We start from the raw sequence: 19513 nt of genomic DNA, 5'->3' as shown, positions 1-19513 counted from the left end.
GAGCGCCGGGTCTCCTCGCGGACCATGCGGTCCCGCCCCCTGTGGGACAGAGCCGCGTGTTACACCTGGAGGCCGGCCTTCAATACCCTGAGAATCTCCATACCATTCGGGGAGCCGAGCCCGGTACACGGATTCCAGAGCGCATCACTTGCACGATAGGCACCATTACTCCCCTCGACAATCGTCCTACACAGACTACCCAACTCGCTCTGCCCTCGGTAAAGAATGCCATTAATAAACCCCACTGGCCTGCCGAGAGCGCTGTTGATGCGCGCAATGAGGGCCGCCCACATCGGCGCCGCCGCGCTGGTCCCTCCACCGACAGCACGACGGCCTTCATAAAGAATCTCGTAACCAGTTGAGATATCCGCATTCGCCGCGACATCGGGGACACCCCGACCAGGACGTTCTTGCACCATCTCAACGACTCCGTCCTTCCAGTCGACCACGGTGACCTTCGGCACACCGAAATTCGCCTGGTACGACGGACAGTCGTTCAATTGACTGACCCCCCCGCCGCTCGCACCACCGGGCATCACGAGAACACCCGAATTCCCAAGTCGCACGACGAGCACTTCGGCCAGACGATTCCACACAACCTCCCGTCCGTTCGGTTCGAGGCTCGTGCCTCCGCAGCCGAGCACCAGCGGGGAAGACGCCGGAAAGCTGGTCGCGGGCAGGAGCGTGCCGCCGCTCGCCATACCGTCGGAAGCGAACGGAACCAACGAGCCCGTGTCGCCGGATGATGCACAGATGGTGATACCAAGGAGAGCGGCCTTCCTGAAGAGAAGTTCGAACGGATCCTGCTCTTCCTTGCGAACGACGGTTGGTGGAACATTCCCGCCGAGCCCTGCGACGAACTCGGGAAACCCCCAGCTCGTCGACAGCACGGAAGGTCGATTCTCGGTGTCGAAGATCGCCGCGCTAAACACATCGAAGTAATCTCTGAGCGAAAAATCTTCCGAGCAGGCATTATAAATGACCGTGGTCGCGCTCGGACACACCGACGCGGCCAGCTGAACGTCGAGGGTGACCTCGAGGTTTGCCAATCCGAAGGCTCGCGTCGAAGATCCGAGATCAACCTGCACAATCCTGGGATTCATCTGCTGGGACTCAAAGTATTGCTTGAGGTCACTCGGAGAACAGCTTCCGCTGAGCTCGATGAGCCCTAGCGTCTGATGCTCGCCCTCGTTGGGCGGGTAGCCGTAGATGCGCGCAATCTCTCTCGGAAGGTACGTGTGCAAACGGTCAGCCCATGCCCCATCCGCGGCGGCAAGGCGGCGACAACGCGCAGCGGGCAGGACCGCGCACGACGTGTTCAGCCCGTAGACCCAGCGCACAAGGTCGCAAATATCCTCCGGATCGAAAATAACCGAATGCATCGAGAGCTCCGCCGCCCCGCCATCGATACAGGCAAGGTCATTCACCTTGAATGCCCGGCGCAGCTGCGGCGGCGTGCCCATCAGCTTTACCGCGCCCGACAGTCCGGCCTTCTCCCGCCAGTCGGACGCCGGGAAAGTCAGCCCCCCACGCTCTGCCCATCGTTGTACCCTGTCGAGGATCTCCGATGGAATGCCGAATTTTTCCCTGAACTGATCATAGGTGAGCGGCGTTCTCGGTGCCCCTCGACACAACTCTTGCTGCGTCGGGAGCGAGTCGTCTTGCGGTGCGCGGAGGACAAGAATCACCGCCACGGGCCCGATGGGTTCCTGCGGCTCGCCCCCGTGGATGCTGGTGGTTGTGTCCAGAGAGGCAGGACGCATAGGTACCGTGTTCCTTGGCTGGATGCCGTGTTCGTTGGCTGGACGCCCTGCGTCTCGCAAAATGGTCGTCCTTCACAGCCATACCATGGGCATGACATGCACCACAAGCGCATCCGAGGCCTTGGACAGCTTGCCACGGCCTGCGCAAAGCGGTAAAGTGCGCGAGCGAACCCCTATGGACAAGATCCTCCGGTTCAAGCGTCATCTCGGCGTCGAGCCGCTCGACGACGAGCGTTTTTTTCTGGTCGGAGAGGAGGAACACGTCCTTTTTCACGGGCGCGTCCATGCATTGGTCGCTCCGCTCATCGACGGGCGGCGTACCGTTGGTGAGCTGATCGCTATGCTCGCAGACCGGGTCTCGGCCCCGGAGGTCTACTACGTACTGTCGCGCCTGGAGGAGAAGGGGTACCTCGTCGAGGTCAGCCCGGCGCAGGCGCCGGAGGTCGAGGGGTTCTGGGAGTCTCTCGGCAGCGACGCGGCGCAGGCTGCGGCTCGTTTGAAATCGACGACGGTCGAGGTCAGGGCGATCGGAGCGGAAGATCCGCAGCCCCTGATCGAAGCGCTCGAGGCCGCCGGGGTCCTCGTAGGGCCGCAGGCTGACATCTGTGTCGTGATGACGCCGGATTATCTACCTGCGGAGCTTGATGCCTGGAGTCGTGAGGCTGCACCGGGAACGCGCTGGATGGCCGTCAAGGCTGCAGGAATCGAGTGCTGGTTTGGCCCCATGTTCGGCGCACCTGAGGCCGCCTGCTGGGCATGTCTCACCGCTCGGCTGCGTGACAATCGCCCGGTCGAGGAGTATCTGCGCCAGCGCCGCGGAGGAGTCGCGCCCACCGCGCCGGCGCGCGTGGGACTGCGCGCCGGCGCTGTCGCCGGCCTCCACTGCGTCGCCCTGGCGCTGGCGCGCTGGATCGTGGACGGCCGCAAGGGGGTCCTCGATGAGCACCTCATGAGCTTCCACGCGGGCGACCTCCGCGTCGAGCGGCACGTCGTCGTGCGTCGACCGCAATGTTCCGTTTGCGGCGATCCTGGGGTGACAAAGACCCGCGCCCTCGAGCCGATCGCCCTCTCGAGCCGCCTCAAGCGCTTCACGGCCGACGGCGGGCATCGCTGCGTCACGCCCGAGGAGACGGTGGCGCGCTATCAGCATCACATCAGCCGGATCACCGGCGTCGTCAGCGATCTTCGGCCTGTGGGCGGCAACAACGCACACCGTCAGGTCTACAACGCGATATTCCCAGTTCGACCGTCGACCACGATGCCCCTCGGGGAGGACTTTCACCGCGTCGCGAGCGGCAAGGGCCGCACCGCCGCGCAAGCGCGCGCCGGGGCTTTATGTGAGGCCATCGAACGCTACAGCGCCGTCTTCCGCGGCGATGAGCATCGCTTGCGAGCACGCCTCTCGGAGCTCGGCGGCGCGGCCATCCATCCGAATGTTTTGCAGGGCTACAGCGCCGCGCAGTATCGCCAGCGCGGGGCAGTGAACCTCCGCGAGGATCCGCAGCGCGTGATTCCCCTCCCCTACGACGGCGACCCGATCATCGACTGGACGCCCGTCTGGTCGTTGACACATCAGCGCCGGCGCTATGTACCGACATCCTACTGCTATCTCTATACGCCGACGCCGCCTGAAGAGCAGTTCACCTACTTCAATTCAAACGGAAACGCTGCTGGAAATTGCCCGGAGGAAGCCATCCTTCAAGGCTTTCTGGAGCTGGTGGAGCGCGATGCCGTCGCAGTGTGGTGGTATAATCGTATCCACCGACCAGGGGTCGATCTCCGGAGCTTCGACGAGCCGTACTTCCTCGGGCTGGAAGACTATTTTCGCTCGATCGGCCTTCGGCTCCGGGTGATCGACATCACGCATGATCTGGAAATACCCACCTTCGCGGCGGTTGCGTGGGCGCCCGATACCGGCCGCATCTGGGCGGGCTGCGGCAGCCACTTCGAGGCACGCCTCGCCGTGCAACGGGCGCTCACCGAGGTGAATCAGTGCCTCAACCCCCGCGATCTGACGCGCTCGCCATGGGAGGCCTCGACCCTCGTGGATTTCGCCTATCTACTACCTGACGAGGCTGCGGCCGCACGAGGCCGCCCTCAGTACCCCGAGCATCATCGCGACGACCTGCGCGATGACGTGCAGGAGTGCGTGGACCGCGCGGCTCGGGTGGGCCTGGAGACGTTGGTGCTGGATCAAACGAGGCCGGACGTCGGCCTGTGCGCCGTGAAGGTGATCGTCCCCGGCCTGAGGCACTTCTGGCCACGCCTCGGGCCGGGACGGCTTTATGAGGTGCCCGTGCGCATGGGCTGGTTGCGGGCACCGCTGGAGGAGGCGCAGCTGAACCCAGTGCCATTCATCTTCTGACGTCGCGCGGACGCGGCGACCGAGGAGCGCATATGCCTCTCCCAGCGGCAGCGCCGGTCTTGACGGGCACTCGGCCGGGTGAGACGATGTGCTCCCGGCCGCCACCACCTGGAGATGCCATGCCGTCGCTCTCGAAGAAAAAGCGGATCCTTCTGATCCTGTGCGGGATGGATGAGCGCCATGTGGATCGCTGGGAAGGGGTGAACTCGGACGGCGATCTCGTCGCATGCGGTCCCATGACGCCGCTCGCCTGCGCGACCCTGGCCGGGCTGACGCCCGATCATTATGACGTCGAGATCTGGGACGAGCAGCTGCACGGGCAGATCCGCATGGACACGCGGATTGGCGACTACGACATCGTCGGTGTCTCGCTCATGTTCACCGCCCTCGCCAATCAGGCGAAGTTCCTCGGTCTGTACTTCAGGGGCAGAGGATGCACCGTCGTGGCCGGCGGACCGGCGATATCGGCCGCACCGGAGGAATACCGCCCGTTCTTCGACGCCATCTTCGTGAATGAAGCCGAGCGAACATGGCCCCAGTTCTTGCTCGATTTCGAGCAGGGCAACGTGCAACCTGAGTATCGACAGATCGAGAAGCCCGGTCTGGGTGAGAGTCCGCCTCCGCGGTGGTGCAACGTCGCCGAGAGCATCCCCAAGTACGAGTGGTCCACGGTGCAGACGACTCGCGGTTGCCCTTTCGACTGCGAATTCTGCGATGTGATTCACCTGTACGGCCGGCGCCAGCGGCACAAGCCGATCGACCAGGTGCTCGACGAGGTCCGCGCGCTGAATTCGCTAGGCGCGCGCGGTATATTCTTCGCCGATGACGAGTTCGTCGGCGACCCGGCGCGTGCCAAAGAGCTTTTGTCCAGGCTCATCCTTGTCAACAACGACTTCGCCCATCCACTGCGGTTCTTCACTCAGGCCACGATGAACCTGAGCCGTGACGTGGAGCTCCTCCAGCTGATGGCGGACGCAAATTTTTACACGATCGTCCTCGGGATCGAGTCGTTCAACAAGGAGTCGCTGCGCGAGACGCACAAGCATCAGAATATTCGAAAGGACATCGTCGGTGACGTCCGGAAGATCCTGGGCTACGGCATCGGCGCGCGAGGCAGCTTCATCATAGGGTTCGATCACGACAGCCCCGAGACCTTCGACGCGCTCTACGAGGGGATTCAGCGGACCAACCTCCCTTGGGTCGTCGTGGGTCCACTCTACGCACCGGAGAACAGCGCGCTGTGGGTGAGGTTGCGCTCGGAGGGGCGGATCGCCTATCTGCGGCGCCACGCGACGAGCGAACCCAACCCTGCGGTGCTGAACCTGATTCCTCGAGGGATGAGCCGCGTGGAGCTGATCGAGGGGCACCGCGACCTGATCACGCGGATCTACGATTGGGACGCGGCCTGCGCGCGGATCCGCGGCTGGGCAGCCATGGTGCACCGCGCTCCGCGGGTCGAGGAGGAGCTCTTGTCGCGGGCAGCCTGCGACCGCTTCCTCGGAGAGGCGGCGCGCTCGTGGGCGCTCTCGGCGGCCGAGCGTGAGTTGCTCGGTGATACGATAGGCGAGGCGCTTCGCGTCGCGCCTCACCTCATCAATCGGGTCGTGTTCTTCCTTATCAAGAACCAGCTTCAACGGCGGCGCCACGAGCGGAGTCTTCCCCTCTACGAGAGCGTCCTCGAGGGAGAGCGGCGCGGCGACCTGGTCGTCGACCGGCGGCCGCTGCTGGTCCCTCCGTCGCTCGGCCCGGCGATGACCACGATCTTCCCCATGCTCTACTCGCGGCTCTACCGGAGCCTCCCTGACAAGAGCGTCATCCCCGAGGCCGCGCGGGAGGTGCTCGTCGACTTCGTGGTGCGCTGGGGCGCCACCTTCCAGAACATCGAGCCCTATCACGAACCCTCCCTGATGGATCTGTGCGACCGGGCGTCGGCGAAGCGGGGCGGCCGGCTCGAAGCCGTCTCCCTCGAGGAGGAGCGCGCGGCCCTTACAGAGATCCGGAAAAGTCGCCTCGCCGATGCCGTTCTGAAGGACGTTCGTGACGAGCTCAGCCGGATGGCGAGCACATGAGCCAGGTGCCAGGAGCGGAGCAGAACGCGTCACGTACCGAGACACCGTGAGGTTGAAAATCGATGCGGAATGGCTACCAGATCATCGACGCAGATCGGCACGTGGTGGAGCCGCTGGACCTATGGATCACCTACCTGGAGCCCGAGTTCAGGGAGCACGCACCCAAGCTCGGGAGTGTGACCGAGGAGCCCCTCGCCCAGCGCGTTGCCCGTCTGGGCGCAAAGGGCCTCGTGCCTGTGCTGCCCATGCCGACGCTCGGCGGCAAGCCCCTCTGGAACGGGATGACGGAGCGCGCGTGGCTCGAGATCAGCAACACCGCCTACATGCGCCTTGGAAAGGTGGGGCGCCTGGAGGATCCGGCCGTTTACCTTTCAGACATGGACCGGACGGGCGTCGACATCGCCTTCCTCTTTCCTGGTTATGCCCTTCTCATCCAAGGTTTCACCGATCTGGAGCCTGCCGTCGCCAGCGCGCTGGCCCGAGCGTACAACGCATGGCTGCACGACTTTTGCCGCCATTCCCCCGAGCGGTTGCAGGGCGTCGGGCTCATCAGCCTCCACGATCCAGCCCAGATGGTTCACGAGCTCGAGCGCGTGGTGAGCTTCGGCTGGAGAGCGGTCGTCATCCGCCCCAACCCCATTGCGGGGCGGCCGCTCTCGGATCCGGCCTACGAGCCGTTCTGGGACGCCTGCGAGCGGCGATCCATCGCGGTGACGATCCATAACAACACGGAATCCTACGTTCCCTCGGCGGGCTCCGATCGGTTCAAGACCCACTTCGCCCTGCATGCTTGCGCCCACCCGATGGAGCAGATGATGGCGCTCCTCAGCCTGATCGAGGGCGGCGTGCTGGAGCGCCACCCCCGGCTGCGCGTCGCAGGCCTGGAGGGGGGATGTGGTTGGTTGCCGTACTGGCTCTGGCGGCTCGACGAGCTCGAATACGGTTACGTGGCGAGCGAGGTCGCCGAGCACGTCCGCATGAAGCCGTCCGCCTATTTTCGGCGTCAGTACTTCCTCACGATCGAGGCGGACGAGCCGCTGTTGCCGGAGGTGATCCGTCACGTCGGCGACGACAATCTGGTGTTCGGCTCTGATTTCCCCCACCCTGACCATGGCCTCGATGCTGTCGAGGAGGTGTTGTTGCTCGAGAAGCAGCTCTCCGAGCAGACGCTCCGCAAGATCCTCTGGGAAAATTCGGCCCGGCTCTTCGGGTTACAGGGGTGAGTCGGGCATGGCGTGATGGCGACGACGATCGATCTCTCCCTCGCCGACGGCGTCGAGCTGCGCATCTCGCGTGATGAGGAGCTGAGCCTCGCCGGGCGTTTCGGCGAGCTCATCCTCCGGCGCCCGCCGGATCAGCTTCGCGTGGCGCTCGAAGCCCTGGCGTCCGGTCCCGTCACGGAGATGGCGCTCTTGACGCTGGCCGGGGACCACGCGCCGCAGCTGTTCTACCACCTGAATTCCGCAGCGAACCTCTGTCTCCTGCGCACGACGGTCACGCACGACGGGCACCAGCTCATGAGCTCGTCGGCGACCTCACCCTATTTCATTCGCTCTCGGAGCACGATCGGCGATGGCGTCGCCTACGAGATCTCACGGTTTGCGGTGAGCCGTGTCGAAGACGGGCGTATGGTGCTCGAGTCCCCGCTTTCGCACGTGCTCGTGGTCGTGCACGACCGTCGCGTCGCATCGCTCCTCTTCGAGCTGGCCCGGCCCATCAGCCCTCGTGCTGCGGCCGAGCGCGCTCCGGATCTGGACATTGGGGCGACGCGCGCGGTCCTTCAGCTGCTCGTTGACGCGGGTTTGGCTGCGCCGGCCCCAGCGGAGGCAGCTGTGCGTACACCCACGGAGCTCGCCCTTCGACAGTGGGAGCCGCACGATCTCCTGTTTCATGCACGCTCGCGCGGCACGCGGCACGGTAGGAGATGGGGTGCCACGTATCGGTTCGCTGGTGAGATTCCGCCCTTGCCCTCGGTGAAGCCCCCGATGGGCAGCGCGTTCATCGACCTGCCAAGGCCGGACATCGAGGCCTTGCGCACGAACGACGTACCATTCACCGAGGTGCTCGAACGGCGCCGGTCCATCCGGCCCCCGGCCGCGGCCCGGCTTACCCTGCGCCAGCTAGGCGAGTTCCTCTTCCGGAGCGCGCGTATCCGGCAGGTGCGCACCTCTTCCTACGGCGAAAACACCGATCGGCCCTATCCGGGCGCAGGCTCGCAGTACGAGATCGAGGTTTATCCGGTCGTCCATGTTTGTGACGGCGTCGCAGCGGGCATGTACCACTATTGCCCACTGCAGCACCGCCTGGAGGCAATCGCAGGAGCAACGCCGGACGTGCGTGCGTTGCTCGCGTCTGCCAGCGCGTCCAAGGCGATTCCCGATGTGCTGTTCGTGATCGCCGCGCGCTTTCAACGTATCGCCTGGAAGTACGAGTCGATCGCCTACTCTTTGATCCTGAAGGATGTGGGCGTCGTCCTCCAGACCATGTACCTCGTGGCAACAGCCATGTCGCTGGCCCCCTATGCCATCGGGCACGGCGACCCAGACCTATTTTGCCGTGCAGCGGGGACGGATTACTATGTCGAGAGCTCGGTGGGAGAATTTGCCCTCGGCGGCTCGACGAGCTGACCGGGGCCCCCCGTCGCACGGGACATGCAGGGTCAACAGCAGGGGTGCCCGCAGCAGTTCTTCGCCGTTGCTTCTTCCAGGCTGGCAGTCTTGATCTTGTAGTCCTTTTCATTCGGCTTCGGAGGCAAAGCCAGCGTCAGGCATGAATGTTCCCCTTTAGGCAGGTCCTTCTGCTCGACGACCTGGAAGTGCATGTGCTCGGGAACCTCGAAATTGTAGTGTTTCGATAGCGCTGCGCGCGGGTCACTCTTGAGCTCTAGCGCGAACGCGTCGTCGGCCCAGGCCTTCTGGACTGCCTGTATCCATACGTGCTGCCATTCTGACATCGTTGCAACGTCGACACCCATGCGGCCATCCTTCCTTCCCTGCGTTCGCTCGATACCCGGTCGCTGAGACCGGATCCTGTCATCTGGTCGAGGTACTGGGGTCGGACGACGATCTCTCGATCGCTTCCCGTGTCGGGTGCGCCTCATCACGGTCCCCGAGCACCGCGCCGATCTTCTGTCGAGAGCCCAAGCTGCCCCTGCCTTTGCGTGGCGCGCACTACCACGCACACCACATTCTCTACCTACAAGGAATCTTGTTCGCCTCGCAACCGTTTTTTATCGTGGCCTGGCCTTTCGAGGGCGCCGCCGCCTCGAGCATTCTGGACGCCCCGGTGAAGGCGGGGTTGTCCCGCCTCGGCGGCATCTTGCTCATCGCCCGCTCGGCCATGGCGGTGATGGTGAGCGACGGGTTCACGCCCAGGTTCGCGGGCACCATCGAGCCATCGACCACGTAAAGGCCGTCGTGGCCGAACACCTGGTTGCGCTGGTCGATCACCCCGCGCTCCGGGCTGTCGGCGATCGCGCAGCCGCCGAGGATGTGCGCGGTGGTCGGGACGTTCAGCACGGCCTCGTTGATGGCGTTGCGCGGGGTGCCGTCCATCAGCACGGCGAGCCGCTTGCCAACCTCGTTGGCGACGGGGATGTACGCTGGTGGCTTCGGCTGGCCGGGCGGTCTGTGGGTGGTCATCCCGCCGCGCTTCCAGGCGAGCTGCATGTAATTGTCCACCGTCTGCATCACGAGGAGGATCGTGGAGCGCCTCGCGAACCTGAACGGCAGGAGCCCGGTGATCAGGTCGATGGGGTGGAGCAGCCGGCGGCCCAGCCAGCGCAGCCAGCGCGGCAGGCCCGGCGCGTCGTCGGTGAGCACCGTGCCCAGCGCGCCCATCACGTCGGAGCCGGCCGGGTAACGCACCGGCTCGATGTGCGTGCGCGCGTCCGGGTAGATGCCGCTCGCGATCGCGATGCCACGGGAGTAGTCGACCCGGTCGTCCCTGGCTGTCACCCCGAGGATGACTTCGCTGTTGGTACGCACGTAGTTGCCGAGCTGCGTGGAGAGGTGGGGTAACCGGCCCTCAGCCCTCGCCTTCAGCAGGAGCTTCACCGTGCCCAGCACGCCGGCGCTGAGCACCACCCCGCGCGCCCGGAGCGTGCGGCGCCGCTTCCTGAGCAGCGCGGTCGAACGCTCCAGGGTGAGCTCGTAGCCGCCGCCCGGGAGCGCTTCGATCGCGGTGACCATCGTCTCAGGCTGGATGGTGCAGCCCTTCTTCTCGGCCAGATAAAGGTAGTTGAGATCGAGCGTGTTCTTGGCGCCGAAGCGGCAGCCCACCATGCATCCGCCGCAGTGGACGCACGTGGTGCGATCGGGGCCCTCGCCGGCGAAGAACGGGTCTGGCACGCGCTGCCCTTCCTGCTCGCCCTCCCTCGCGAAGAGGACACCCACGCTGGCGACGTGGAACGTGTCCCCCCGGCCCATCTCGTCGGCGATCTGCCGCAGCTGACGGTCGGCCGGCCAGAGCTTCGGGTTCGCGGTCACGCCGAGCATGCGCTTCGCGAGCTCGTAGAAGGGCATCAGCTCGTCGCGCCAGCTGGTGCCGGCCGGCCAGCCGGGGCTGGCAAAGGCCTCGGGCGGGGGCACCAGCAAGGTGTTGGCATAGACCAGCGAGCCGCCGCCCACGCCCGCGCCCGAGAGGATGAGCGTGTCGCTGAGCAGCGTCAGCCGCTGGATGCCGTGACAGAGCAGCGTGGGCGCCCAGAGGAACTTCCGTACATTCCAGTTGGTCTTCGGGAAATCCTCCTTGCGCCAGCGCTTGCCGCACTCGAGCACGGTGACGCTGTAGCCCTTCTCGGTGAGGCGCAGCGCGGAGACGCTGCCGCCGAAGCCCGAACCCACGATGGCGAAGTCGACGTCGAAATCCATGCCACCCGCTTCTCGGGGGGGAGTATGGCCCAGCCGGTCTCCAGAGCCCACCGGCGGACGCGGCTCGCCCTCGCGCCTCGCGCCTCGTTGACCGCGCGCACGCCCTCCCGCGTCGCCGAGAGCGGGGCGCGCCGTTCTGGAGAGGTGCACACCTCGGCGGGGATCTCGGCGGCCGGAGGACGCTCGCGACGTCCGCGGTGCGCCCAGGCCAGCGCAAGGTGCTGGTCGGCTGCTCGCTGCGCAGCAGCGCCCGCGCGCCGGCGCCCGGCGCAACACCTCCCCCCGCGGCATTCACCGCTGGTACGCCCCGTGCGTAGCGCCACCGCGGACGAGGAGACGCGAACCATGGGCCATCCGACCATCTACCCCACCGGGGTCACCCTCTATGACCCGGACCGGAGCTGGAACGGCTATACGATCTTCCAGGCTGCAGGGCTGGGCGCGCTGCTCATCGACATGAACGGCCGTGAGGTGCAGCTCTGGAATGGGCTGCACGGGTTTCCCAACAAGCTGTTGCCCGGTGGACAGGTGTTCGGCAGCACCGGGGAGCGCGACCCGCGGCACGGGGCGCAGGACCAGATCGACCTCGTCCAGGTCGACTGGGAAGGCAACGTGGTGTGGCGCTTCGACCGCCTCGAGCACATCCACGATCCCGGCGCGGCGCCGCGCTGGCTTTCGCGCCAGCACCACGACTTCCAGCGGCAGGGCAATCCGGTCGGCTATTACGCGCCCGGCCAGGACCCGCTGGTCGACCGGGGGAGCACGTTCCTGCTCGTGCACGAGAACGTGCAGAATTTCGCCATCTCCGAGCATCCGCTGCTCGATGACAAGATCATCGAGGTGGACTGGAAGGGGAACATCGTATGGGAGTGGCGTGCCCACGAGCACGTCGAGGAGCTGGGCTTCGATGACGCCGCGCGCGCCGCCCTGCGCCACGACCCCAACCTGCGCGCGCCGGGCGGCAGCGTCCTCGGCGCGGCGCCCCTCGGCCGGGACCGGGTTGTGGAGCTCCGCGGCGCCCAGGGATACGGCGCCGAGGCGGATTTCTGCGTCGCGCCCACGGAGGGGAGCGAGGCGCAGAGATGATCGGCGTCAGGCGGACCGGCGCGCGGGCGCCCACGTGCTCGGCGCGCTCCCGGGCGGCTCGCGGCGCGGCGAGCTGGCCTCGTCGGTCGCTGCGCGGAGCGAGGAGCGCGCGCTGCTGGTGACCGGCGCGGCGCCCGTGGAGGCGCAGGGGGCGCCCCGGGAGGCGCTGCGCGCGGCGGCGGCCGAGCCAGGAGGCGAGGAGGCGTCGGCGGGCCTTCTGTGGGGCGCGTGGCGGCCTCCTCCCGACGAGCGTGCGGTCGCCCGCGGCGGCGGCGCGGAGCCGGAGCGCCGCGACGCGACAGCGGCGCGCCGGGAGGGGTGAGCGCCCGGCTCCGAGCCACAGGGCGGCTGCGCGCCATCCGGAGGCGCGGCGTCCCCCCACCGGTCGTCCCAGGCCTCGATCCGCGCATTCGCCAGCTGGTGCGCGACCGCCTCGAAGAGACGATTGAACGCGGAGCGCTGGGTCTGATCGCGGGCCGTGCGGTCCCGCTCCCCCGCAGGATGGGGAAGGAGGAGAATAGACGCTATCCGGAAGTGAAGGCCAAAGGCGAGCACGACCTCGGATGCCCCAGCCGATCCTCGACGGCCCGCCCCTCCTCTCGGAAATTCCCCCGAAGCCGAGCACGCCGCCGGAGCTGCCGCAGCGACCGCAGCAACCCTCGCAAGAAATAAGGATTCCCGCCTCATACCTGTACGTACCCCGAGCGTTCTCGTTCGGCTCAACGAAAAAACCAGGGCACCACTGGCGGAAGTTTCTTGTCAGGAGCTCTTCCTTTGTGGCGGCCACGATGCCGACGTTCGCGCGCGCGACGCTCGCGGTGGCCGCGCCGGCTATGGCGCCTCGACCACCGTGCGCGACGCCTTCGCCTGGATCACGTCGGGGAGCAGGAACGGCACCAGGTGCGTCTGGTTCTTTCGCCAGAGCTCCGCCTGATCGCGGAAATGCGGGCTCTCGGCGTCCCAGACATTGCCTCCGGGAATGGCGTTCCACGCCTTCGGCCCCGCCGGGTCGAGCTCCACGACGAGCCGTTGCGACGGGCCGTGGACGTACCGGAAATCCGGTGACTCGTCGAGCGCCCACGAGAGGCGGTAATCCGAGGAGTCCACCGCGAACTCGTCGCCGCCGCGCGGAAAGCCGCCGCTCCAGAGCGGATCGCTCGGCGGAGGGATGCTGAGGCTGCTGGAGAGGGGGACGAGCGCGTCGAAGGTGACCGTGTGAAAGGCGCCCCAGCGGGGCGCCGCAGCCCCGGAGCCCCCCTGTTGCTCGAGCCAGGCGAGGGCGTCGAGCAGGGCGCGCAGCACGCGCTCGTCCCTGGACTCGACCGCTGGCGTGCCAATGTCGTCCCACAGCGCGCTGTCCTGCACGGCCGGATCGAAGGTGGCGAGCTGCTCCCGATCGGCAGAGAACAGGTGGAGGAGCGCCTTCGCCGACAGCTCCCGGGAGAACGACGGGAAGCCCATCCGGTCGAGCTCGTCGCCCAGCACCCGGCGCACCACCCGGACGAGCCAGAGGTTGAAGACCAAGGTCGCCTCCGAGGCGCGGGCGTCGATCGCGCCGGGGCCATCGCCCTCGTCCGCGAGCGGCATGGCGGTGTCGAGATCGATGCCGGCGGCCGCCTTGTAGTCCGCCTCCTTGCCCCAGCCGTCGAGGAGCACCCGCAGGGCGGCGATGCGCTGCGGGTCATATGCGGCGTCCGCGACGATCGCGCTCAGATCGGGGTGAGTACCGGGCGTCTTGCGCTCCGCCTCGGCGCGGTCCACGGCGCGGAGGAGGTGAGGCACGAGCCTCGCGCCGAGCGCCGACTTGATGTCGCCCTGGATCGCCGCGCAATCCTCCGGCGACAGAGGTCCCGCGTGGGCATCGATCCGCTCCTGGATGCGGCCCTCGCGAAACCCGATGTCGAAGCTGCAACCCAGGTACATCGGGGTGCCGTCGGGGAGCGTGCCGTTCGATGGATCGTTGTCCAGGGAGTCCCCGATGGGGTCGTTGTTCGCCGTGGCGAGGTATCCCGCCGGCGGGTTCTTCGCCCGGGGGATGAGGTGCTCGGGGAGCACCCCGGTCCACTCCGCGGTCCCGTCGCCGGGGAGCACCATGCAGGGGAGGACGCCCGTATAGGTGGCCGCGTCCCAGGCGAACGCCTCAGGAGACCGCGTCGGGATCGCCGCGTGCGTCGTCCAGAGGATGTCGCCCGCGGTGTCGCCCATCACCCAGTTCTGCGCCCCGACGCTGAATTTCGAGAGCGACTCCTGCGCATCATCGACCGAGCGAGCGCGCAGCAGGCCGAAGATGGCCTCCAGCTCCTTCGTCGGCGCAAGCCCCGTCCAGCGGACGCTGAGCGCCCCCACGGCCGGGTCCGGATCCACCACCGCGTGTTCGACGATGGTCGGCAGGAGCGGGCCGTGATGGGGCACGATCGGGACACGGTAGGTATAGGGCTCCCTGCCAGCGATCGCGATGACCTCCTCGACCGTCTGGAGGGGCACTGGATTGCCATTGAAGAGCACAGCCTTGCCGTCGGGCGTGAGCTTCTCGGCATAGACATCGGTGACGTCGTACATCGCGACCGTCGCTCCCCACCCGACGTGCTCGTTGTGGCCCAGGATGATCCCCGGAATCCCGGGGAAGGTGACGCCCCCGACGTGAACATCGCGGCTCGCGTCCTTGCCCTCAGGCGCGGTGACATGGATCGAGACGGCATACCAGACGGCCGGCGCGCTCAGCGACAGGTGGGGATCGCTGGCCACGAGCGCGTGCCCCGTCGCGCTCCGGCTCGCGTGGATGGCCCAGTTGTTCGAGCCGAAGCCCTCCGGGGCGACCTTGCTCCTGGCGCGCTGGACGGCGCTCAGGTAGCCGGTCAGCGACGAAATGAGCTTCGCGCGGCCCGGCGCGGCGCGGCCCGGTCGTGGCGCGCGAAGCGCCCTCTTCGCCGCCTTGTCCTCCGCCTTCTGCGCCTTCTCCCGCGCCGGGGAGGCGGGATAGCCGCTGCTGGTCACCGCGGGCTCGGAGGGGGCGAACCTCAGGAAGTCCCGCTCGAAGCCGGCGCGCTTCTGCGCGAGCGGATCGGCGCTGCTCGACGCGAACGTCGTCCGGGCGGCGTCGAACAGCTGCTGCATGGTGATGTCCAGCTCGGCGTCGAACGACAGGAGGTAGCTCTGGAAGCGGCTGATCGCGAGCGAGTCGACGCCGCTCCAGTCGGTGAACGCCTTGGCGGGTATCCCCGTCGCGCCTTCGGGGAGGAGGATGTCCCCGGAGCGGATCTTCCTGAACACCTGGGTCACCCCGTCCGCGTACGCGTCGAGCATCTGGCGGAGCTCCCCCTCGGGGAGCGCGTCGTACTGGGCCCTGGCGATCCGACCGAGCCCGACATGGCGGAGCGCGATGTCCTGATCGATGGTGGTGGGATCGATGTCGCCGAAGAGCTCTGCGAGCCTCCCCTCGGCTGTGCGCCGCAAGATCTCGAGCTGAAGCGCGCGGTCGCGCGCCGTCAGATACCCTTCGACGCGCATCGCGTCCACGAGGTTCTCGGCATAGATATGGGGCCTACCGTCCCTGTCCTGGACGACATCGACGGCAGCGAGCAGGCCGCCGATGGTAAGCCGCCCGTCCACGGGCAGATCCGGCCGATCGCCGAGGGGACCGAACGTCGCGGAGGAGGGCGGGCTGCCGTCGGGCGCGCCCGCGTCGGGATCGCCGGGCGCGCCCGCGTCGGGCGCGCGGCTGCCGGGACCAGGGTCGTCCGAGCACCCGAGCATGCCCGTGAGCCCGGTGACCAAGGCAAGGACGCAATGTGCCGAAGAGAATGACAGTCGCACGAACGCTCCTTGGTAGGATGGAAGCGAGCCACCGCGGCGGTGTCGTCCCGCGACGCGGTGGCTGGAACAGCGCGTCGTCAAGCGAGGTAGGTTCGGAGCTCCTTTCGCGGCAGCATGGGCCAGGGCACGGCCGGCAAGAGGCAGCGTGCCTTGGCGCGGTGTCTGGGCCAGCATGACACGCAGACGCCGTGGCGGCCCGCGCCGGACCGCCCCCGCGCCAAGCCGTCTGAATCTTACCTTGGTACCCCGGGTCGCCGAGGAGGCCAGCGACTGCGGTCCGGGAGGACCTTTCTCGACTGCGCGGCGCTACTGGAAGGTCACCGAGAGCGTCGGACGCCTCGCGACATTGGCCACCTCGCTCGAGCAGATGCGCAGATCCTTGCCGGTCGCGGTGTTGGCGAGCACGAGGCCTTGATTGGCGGCGCTGCTCCGGACCCACCTCTGCACGCTGCCTGGGTCGAGCGCGATCGATCTGCGCTGATAGCCGCTGTCGTCGATGTTCAGGAACTGAAAGGTCGGTCCCTGCACGTCGCCCGAGCCGATGCCCGGCGCGGTCCAGTTGCTGCCCGCGCCCCCGCTCGAAAAGCCCAGCGTCGTGGAGCCGTAGCTCCACGGCGTCTTCATGAAGTTGCCGTTCATGGCTTGCGGCCCGATCCAGCTCTCGAACGTCACGGCGAGCGTGGCGGCCGTCACCGTGGCGGTTGTGGGGATCTGCGATACGTCGAAACGAATGAGCGCCTTGGTGGTGTAGCGGCGCGTGTCGGCGAGGAGCACGTCGTTGGTCCTGTAGACCGTGCCGACAGGGTTGCTGGACGAGTAATTCAGACTGGAGATGCTCAGATCTTGCACACCGGTGTAGCCATTGACGCCCTGAGTGAAGGTCAGCGTCTGCGCTGTACCGCTGGGCGCCGGCGGCGTCGGCTCGGTCGGCGTCGTCGGCGTCGGCGGCGTCGGCTCGGTGGGCGGCGACGGTGTGGTCGGCGTCGACGTCGGAGGCGTCGAGGAGCCCGCCGTGACAGCGCCGGTGGCGCTGACCTTGAAGCTCAAGGTCTTGCTGGCGCCCGACACCTGCAGCGCCCCGCCCGCGCTCACGCGGATGCGCCATTTTCCGCCGGAGGCGACGGCCGTGACCGCGTATCCGGAGCTCGAGGGCGCAACATCGACCAGCACATGCTCGGCTGCCGCTTGCGAGACCAGGTACTCCGCGCTCGACACGGTGCCGGTCGCGGCCTGATCGGCCGAGAACAGCACGACCTGATTCTGCGGCGCCGAAAGCTCGACGCCCACCACGTTGCCGGCGATGACGTTGCCGTCCGCAGCCGACAGTCGCGTTTGCTCGCCGAGCGTCGCGCCCGCCGAGACGACGGTCAGCCACTGCTGCGCCGCCGCACGCACCGGAGCGTGCACCTCGAGCCGCGCCGTCGAAGCCGGCAGCGTCGTCGTCGTCGTGCTCGCGCTCTTCGGCAGCAGCGCGCGCACGCTTCCAACCAGCGTGGTCCCCACCACGACGTCGAAGCGCTTCTGTGTCGCGTCGGCGGTGGTCACCTGACGCGGCGCCACGGGTGTGTGAAAGCTCATCCACTGGTCCGCGCTGGCCTTCGCCACCGTCGTGCGGTCGAACAGCACGAAGCTGCCTGGACGGAAGAACACCACGTCGCGCGTGAACTGCGAGACCGGCTTGACCGTGGGGCTGCCGTACTGGTCTCCGAGGCCCGTGGCGCGCGCGCGCACGAACGCGCCGCGGTCCTCGTACCGCTCTACATGGGCGTTCGAATCGACCGGCGAGAGCGAATTTTGTCCGGGGTTGTACCGGTTCGTGGCGTCGTCGACGAAGAAGGTATTGTGCAGCCGGCGCTGGCTCGTGCCGTAGCTGTCGTCGTTCACCAGGTTCTCGCAGGCGTTGCCGCAGTTCTGGGGCAGCCAGCCGGTGGCGTTCATCAGTACCGGCTGATCGCCGACCACCACGCTCAGACCGCCGGCGTTGAACATCTGCTCACCGGAGTAGGCGGCGTTGATGTACGCGCCGCCAGACAGCGCCCCCCACACGGCCGTCTTGTCCCAGGACGAGCGCATGCCGACGTGGCCAGGGCCGGCCGCGAAGTGCGACAAGCCGCTCGACTGGTACCCGCTCCTGGCGGCGGCCGGATCGCCGTACAAGAACTTGGACCACGGCGCCGAGTCGTCGCCTGCTGCCGCGATCACGTCGGCGGCGAAGCCGCGCGCGACGGCGGCCGAGGTGTCACCCTGCTGCTCGAGCATGGTCGCCAGGCCGAGGAACATCGCCGCAGAAGGACGCATGTTGATGCCCGCACGAATCGTGCCCTGGTCGTCCATGTGCTTGAGTGAAGGCCACGTGAAGTACCGAGCATAGGTCGACTGCTCGCGGGCCAGCGGCAGCTCCTTCCACCAGTCGAGGCCGGTCGCCGTCTTGGTCGCCCACAGCGCCTCGACCATGTACAAGACGGCCCTGCCGCCGTAGCCCCAGCCCTCCGGCCAGCCTCCGCCGGCCATCATGCTCGTGAACTTCGGCTTCACGAGCTGTCCCCACATGCGCGTCACGACGTCGTTCCAGTACACGCTGGCCTTGGCGTTCTCGCCCTCGGTCGCCAGCGCCGCCGCGGTCTTGGCCAGGTAGTAGCCGGCGAAGTAGTTACCGATCGGGTCGTTCTTGATCAACCCGCTCTCGTCGTACCAGTCGATCCACGCGTTCATCGAAGCGACCAGGCGCGTCCTGGTCGCAGCCGGCAGCGCCGGGTAGAGCCAGTCGTAGCCGAACGCCATTCCGACCACGTAGTTTCGGATGCCGTAACCCAGGTCCGTCGACGGCTTCTGCCCCCCGGACGCGACCGGGGTGCTCATGGCCTCCAGCAGGCGAACGCCGGCCTCGCCGTAGCGAGCCTGCGCGGCCGTGTCGGTCGTCACGCGATAGCAGATGCCCAGCGCGCGCACTACCGGCGGATACTCGTCACCTTGATAGCCTTGCCCGACGTTCGGGTAGCCCGGGTAGGTGCTGCCGTTCGGCGGGTGCATCGTGCCGGTCGTGTAATCGTCGCAGCGCTTCTTCAACGCCGTCCAGGCGGCGTCGCCAGCCGCGGCGCGCGCCTTCAGGCGCGCGATGACCGAGTCGGTCAAGATGAGCCGCGCGGCGGGGCGCGCCACCAGCATCTCCTCGCTCGCGCCCACGTCTTCTTCGGCCAGCTCATCCAGCTCGTCCGAATCGGGGACGCCCAGGCAGCCGAGCAGGCCGGAGCTCCCGGCCAAGAACGCCAAGGGAAGGAGGTGACTGATTCTACGCATTGAGTCTCCTTTGACGGAAGGCACACACGTGCCCCGTCGCAGACTTGCTTCGTCTGTGGGTTACCCGTTCGGCGACTGACTTCGAATCGGGGCCTGCGCGGCCCCTCCGCGGTCACGTCCTCATCGAGCGGCGCTCAACGATCGACATCACCACGAGCGAGGTGATGAGCTTCCCGGCGGCAAACGACCGCGACCCAAAGCATCGAGAAATCGAATGCGTGGCTTCTTCTCCCCCGGCGTCGTCGAACC

10 protein-coding genes and 1 pseudogene are annotated in these 19513 nt (G+C 67.2%); 6 read left to right on the top strand and 5 right to left on the bottom strand.

All coding sequences use genetic code 11. The annotated features are described in order from the left end of the window. Positions 1–59: 59 nt before the first annotated feature. Positions 60–1763, bottom strand: a complete 1704-nt coding sequence (locus WME97_RS04110) for a S53 family peptidase (protein WP_437549653.1) — start codon at positions 1761–1763, stop codon at positions 60–62. A 175-nt stretch (positions 1764–1938) separates the two neighbouring features. On the opposite strand from WME97_RS04110, the gene WME97_RS04105 reads away from it, so the two are divergent. From WME97_RS04105 to WME97_RS04090, 4 genes are all read left to right on the top strand, one after another. Continuing rightward, complete coding sequence (locus tag WME97_RS04105; RefSeq protein ID WP_437549652.1) at positions 1939–4128, top strand: TOMM precursor leader peptide-binding protein; 2190 nt, start codon at positions 1939–1941, stop codon at positions 4126–4128. Positions 4129–4247: 119 nt separating this feature from the next. After that, positions 4248–6197 (top strand): radical SAM protein, encoded by a 1950-nt coding sequence (locus tag WME97_RS04100; protein WP_437549651.1) that lies wholly within the window; start codon positions 4248–4250, stop codon positions 6195–6197. Positions 6198–6259: 62 nt separating this feature from the next. Next, a complete protein-coding gene (locus WME97_RS04095; RefSeq protein WP_437549650.1) occupies positions 6260–7420 on the top strand; it encodes an amidohydrolase family protein in 1161 nt (386 codons plus the stop codon). 15 nt (positions 7421–7435) lie between these two features. Further along, the gene (locus WME97_RS04090) at positions 7436–8824 is read left to right on the top strand and encodes a SagB/ThcOx family dehydrogenase (RefSeq protein ID WP_437549649.1); all 1389 of its coding nucleotides are present in this window, start codon (positions 7436–7438) and stop codon (positions 8822–8824) included. Between the two features lie 32 nt (positions 8825–8856). On the opposite strand, the gene WME97_RS04085 is transcribed toward WME97_RS04090, so the two are convergent. After that, entirely contained in the window at positions 8857–9171 is a 315-nt protein-coding gene (locus WME97_RS04085; protein ID WP_437549648.1) for a hypothetical protein, read from the bottom strand. Between the two features lie 217 nt (positions 9172–9388). After that, positions 9389–11068: a GMC oxidoreductase gene (locus WME97_RS04080; protein WP_437549647.1), complete on the bottom strand. Its 1680-nt coding sequence runs from the start codon at positions 11066–11068 to the stop codon at positions 9389–9391. 345 nt (positions 11069–11413) lie between these two features. Here WME97_RS04080 and WME97_RS04075 point away from each other — a divergent pair. Together WME97_RS04075 and WME97_RS04070 are read left to right on the top strand one after the other, a co-directional pair. Beyond that, positions 11414–12034 (top strand): annotated as a pseudogene (locus WME97_RS04075) (thioredoxin); the annotation flags it as partial. A 154-nt stretch (positions 12035–12188) separates the two neighbouring features. Then, on the top strand, positions 12189–12476 hold the full coding sequence (locus WME97_RS04070) for a hypothetical protein (protein ID WP_437549646.1): 288 nt from the start codon (positions 12189–12191) through the stop codon (positions 12474–12476). Between the two features lie 509 nt (positions 12477–12985). Here WME97_RS04070 and WME97_RS04065 read toward each other — a convergent pair. Together WME97_RS04065 and WME97_RS04060 are read right to left on the bottom strand one after the other, a co-directional pair. Continuing rightward, positions 12986–15928 carry a penicillin acylase family protein gene (locus WME97_RS04065; protein ID WP_437549645.1) on the bottom strand — a complete coding sequence of 981 codons (2943 nt, stop codon included), beginning with the start codon at positions 15926–15928 and terminating at the stop codon, positions 12986–12988. 345 nt (positions 15929–16273) lie between these two features. Continuing rightward, on the bottom strand, positions 16274–19264 hold the full coding sequence (locus tag WME97_RS04060) for a DNRLRE domain-containing protein (protein WP_437549644.1): 2991 nt from the start codon (positions 19262–19264) through the stop codon (positions 16274–16276). Positions 19265–19513: the final 249 nt, after the last annotated feature.

It is taken from the genome of Sorangium sp. So ce367 (genome assembly GCF_051520455.1).
Classification (GTDB): domain Bacteria; phylum Myxococcota_A; class Polyangia; order Polyangiales; family Polyangiaceae; genus Sorangium; species Sorangium cellulosum_B.
Note: the sequence above shows the minus strand (reverse complement) of the source record. Positions and strands in the feature narration are given on the sequence as shown.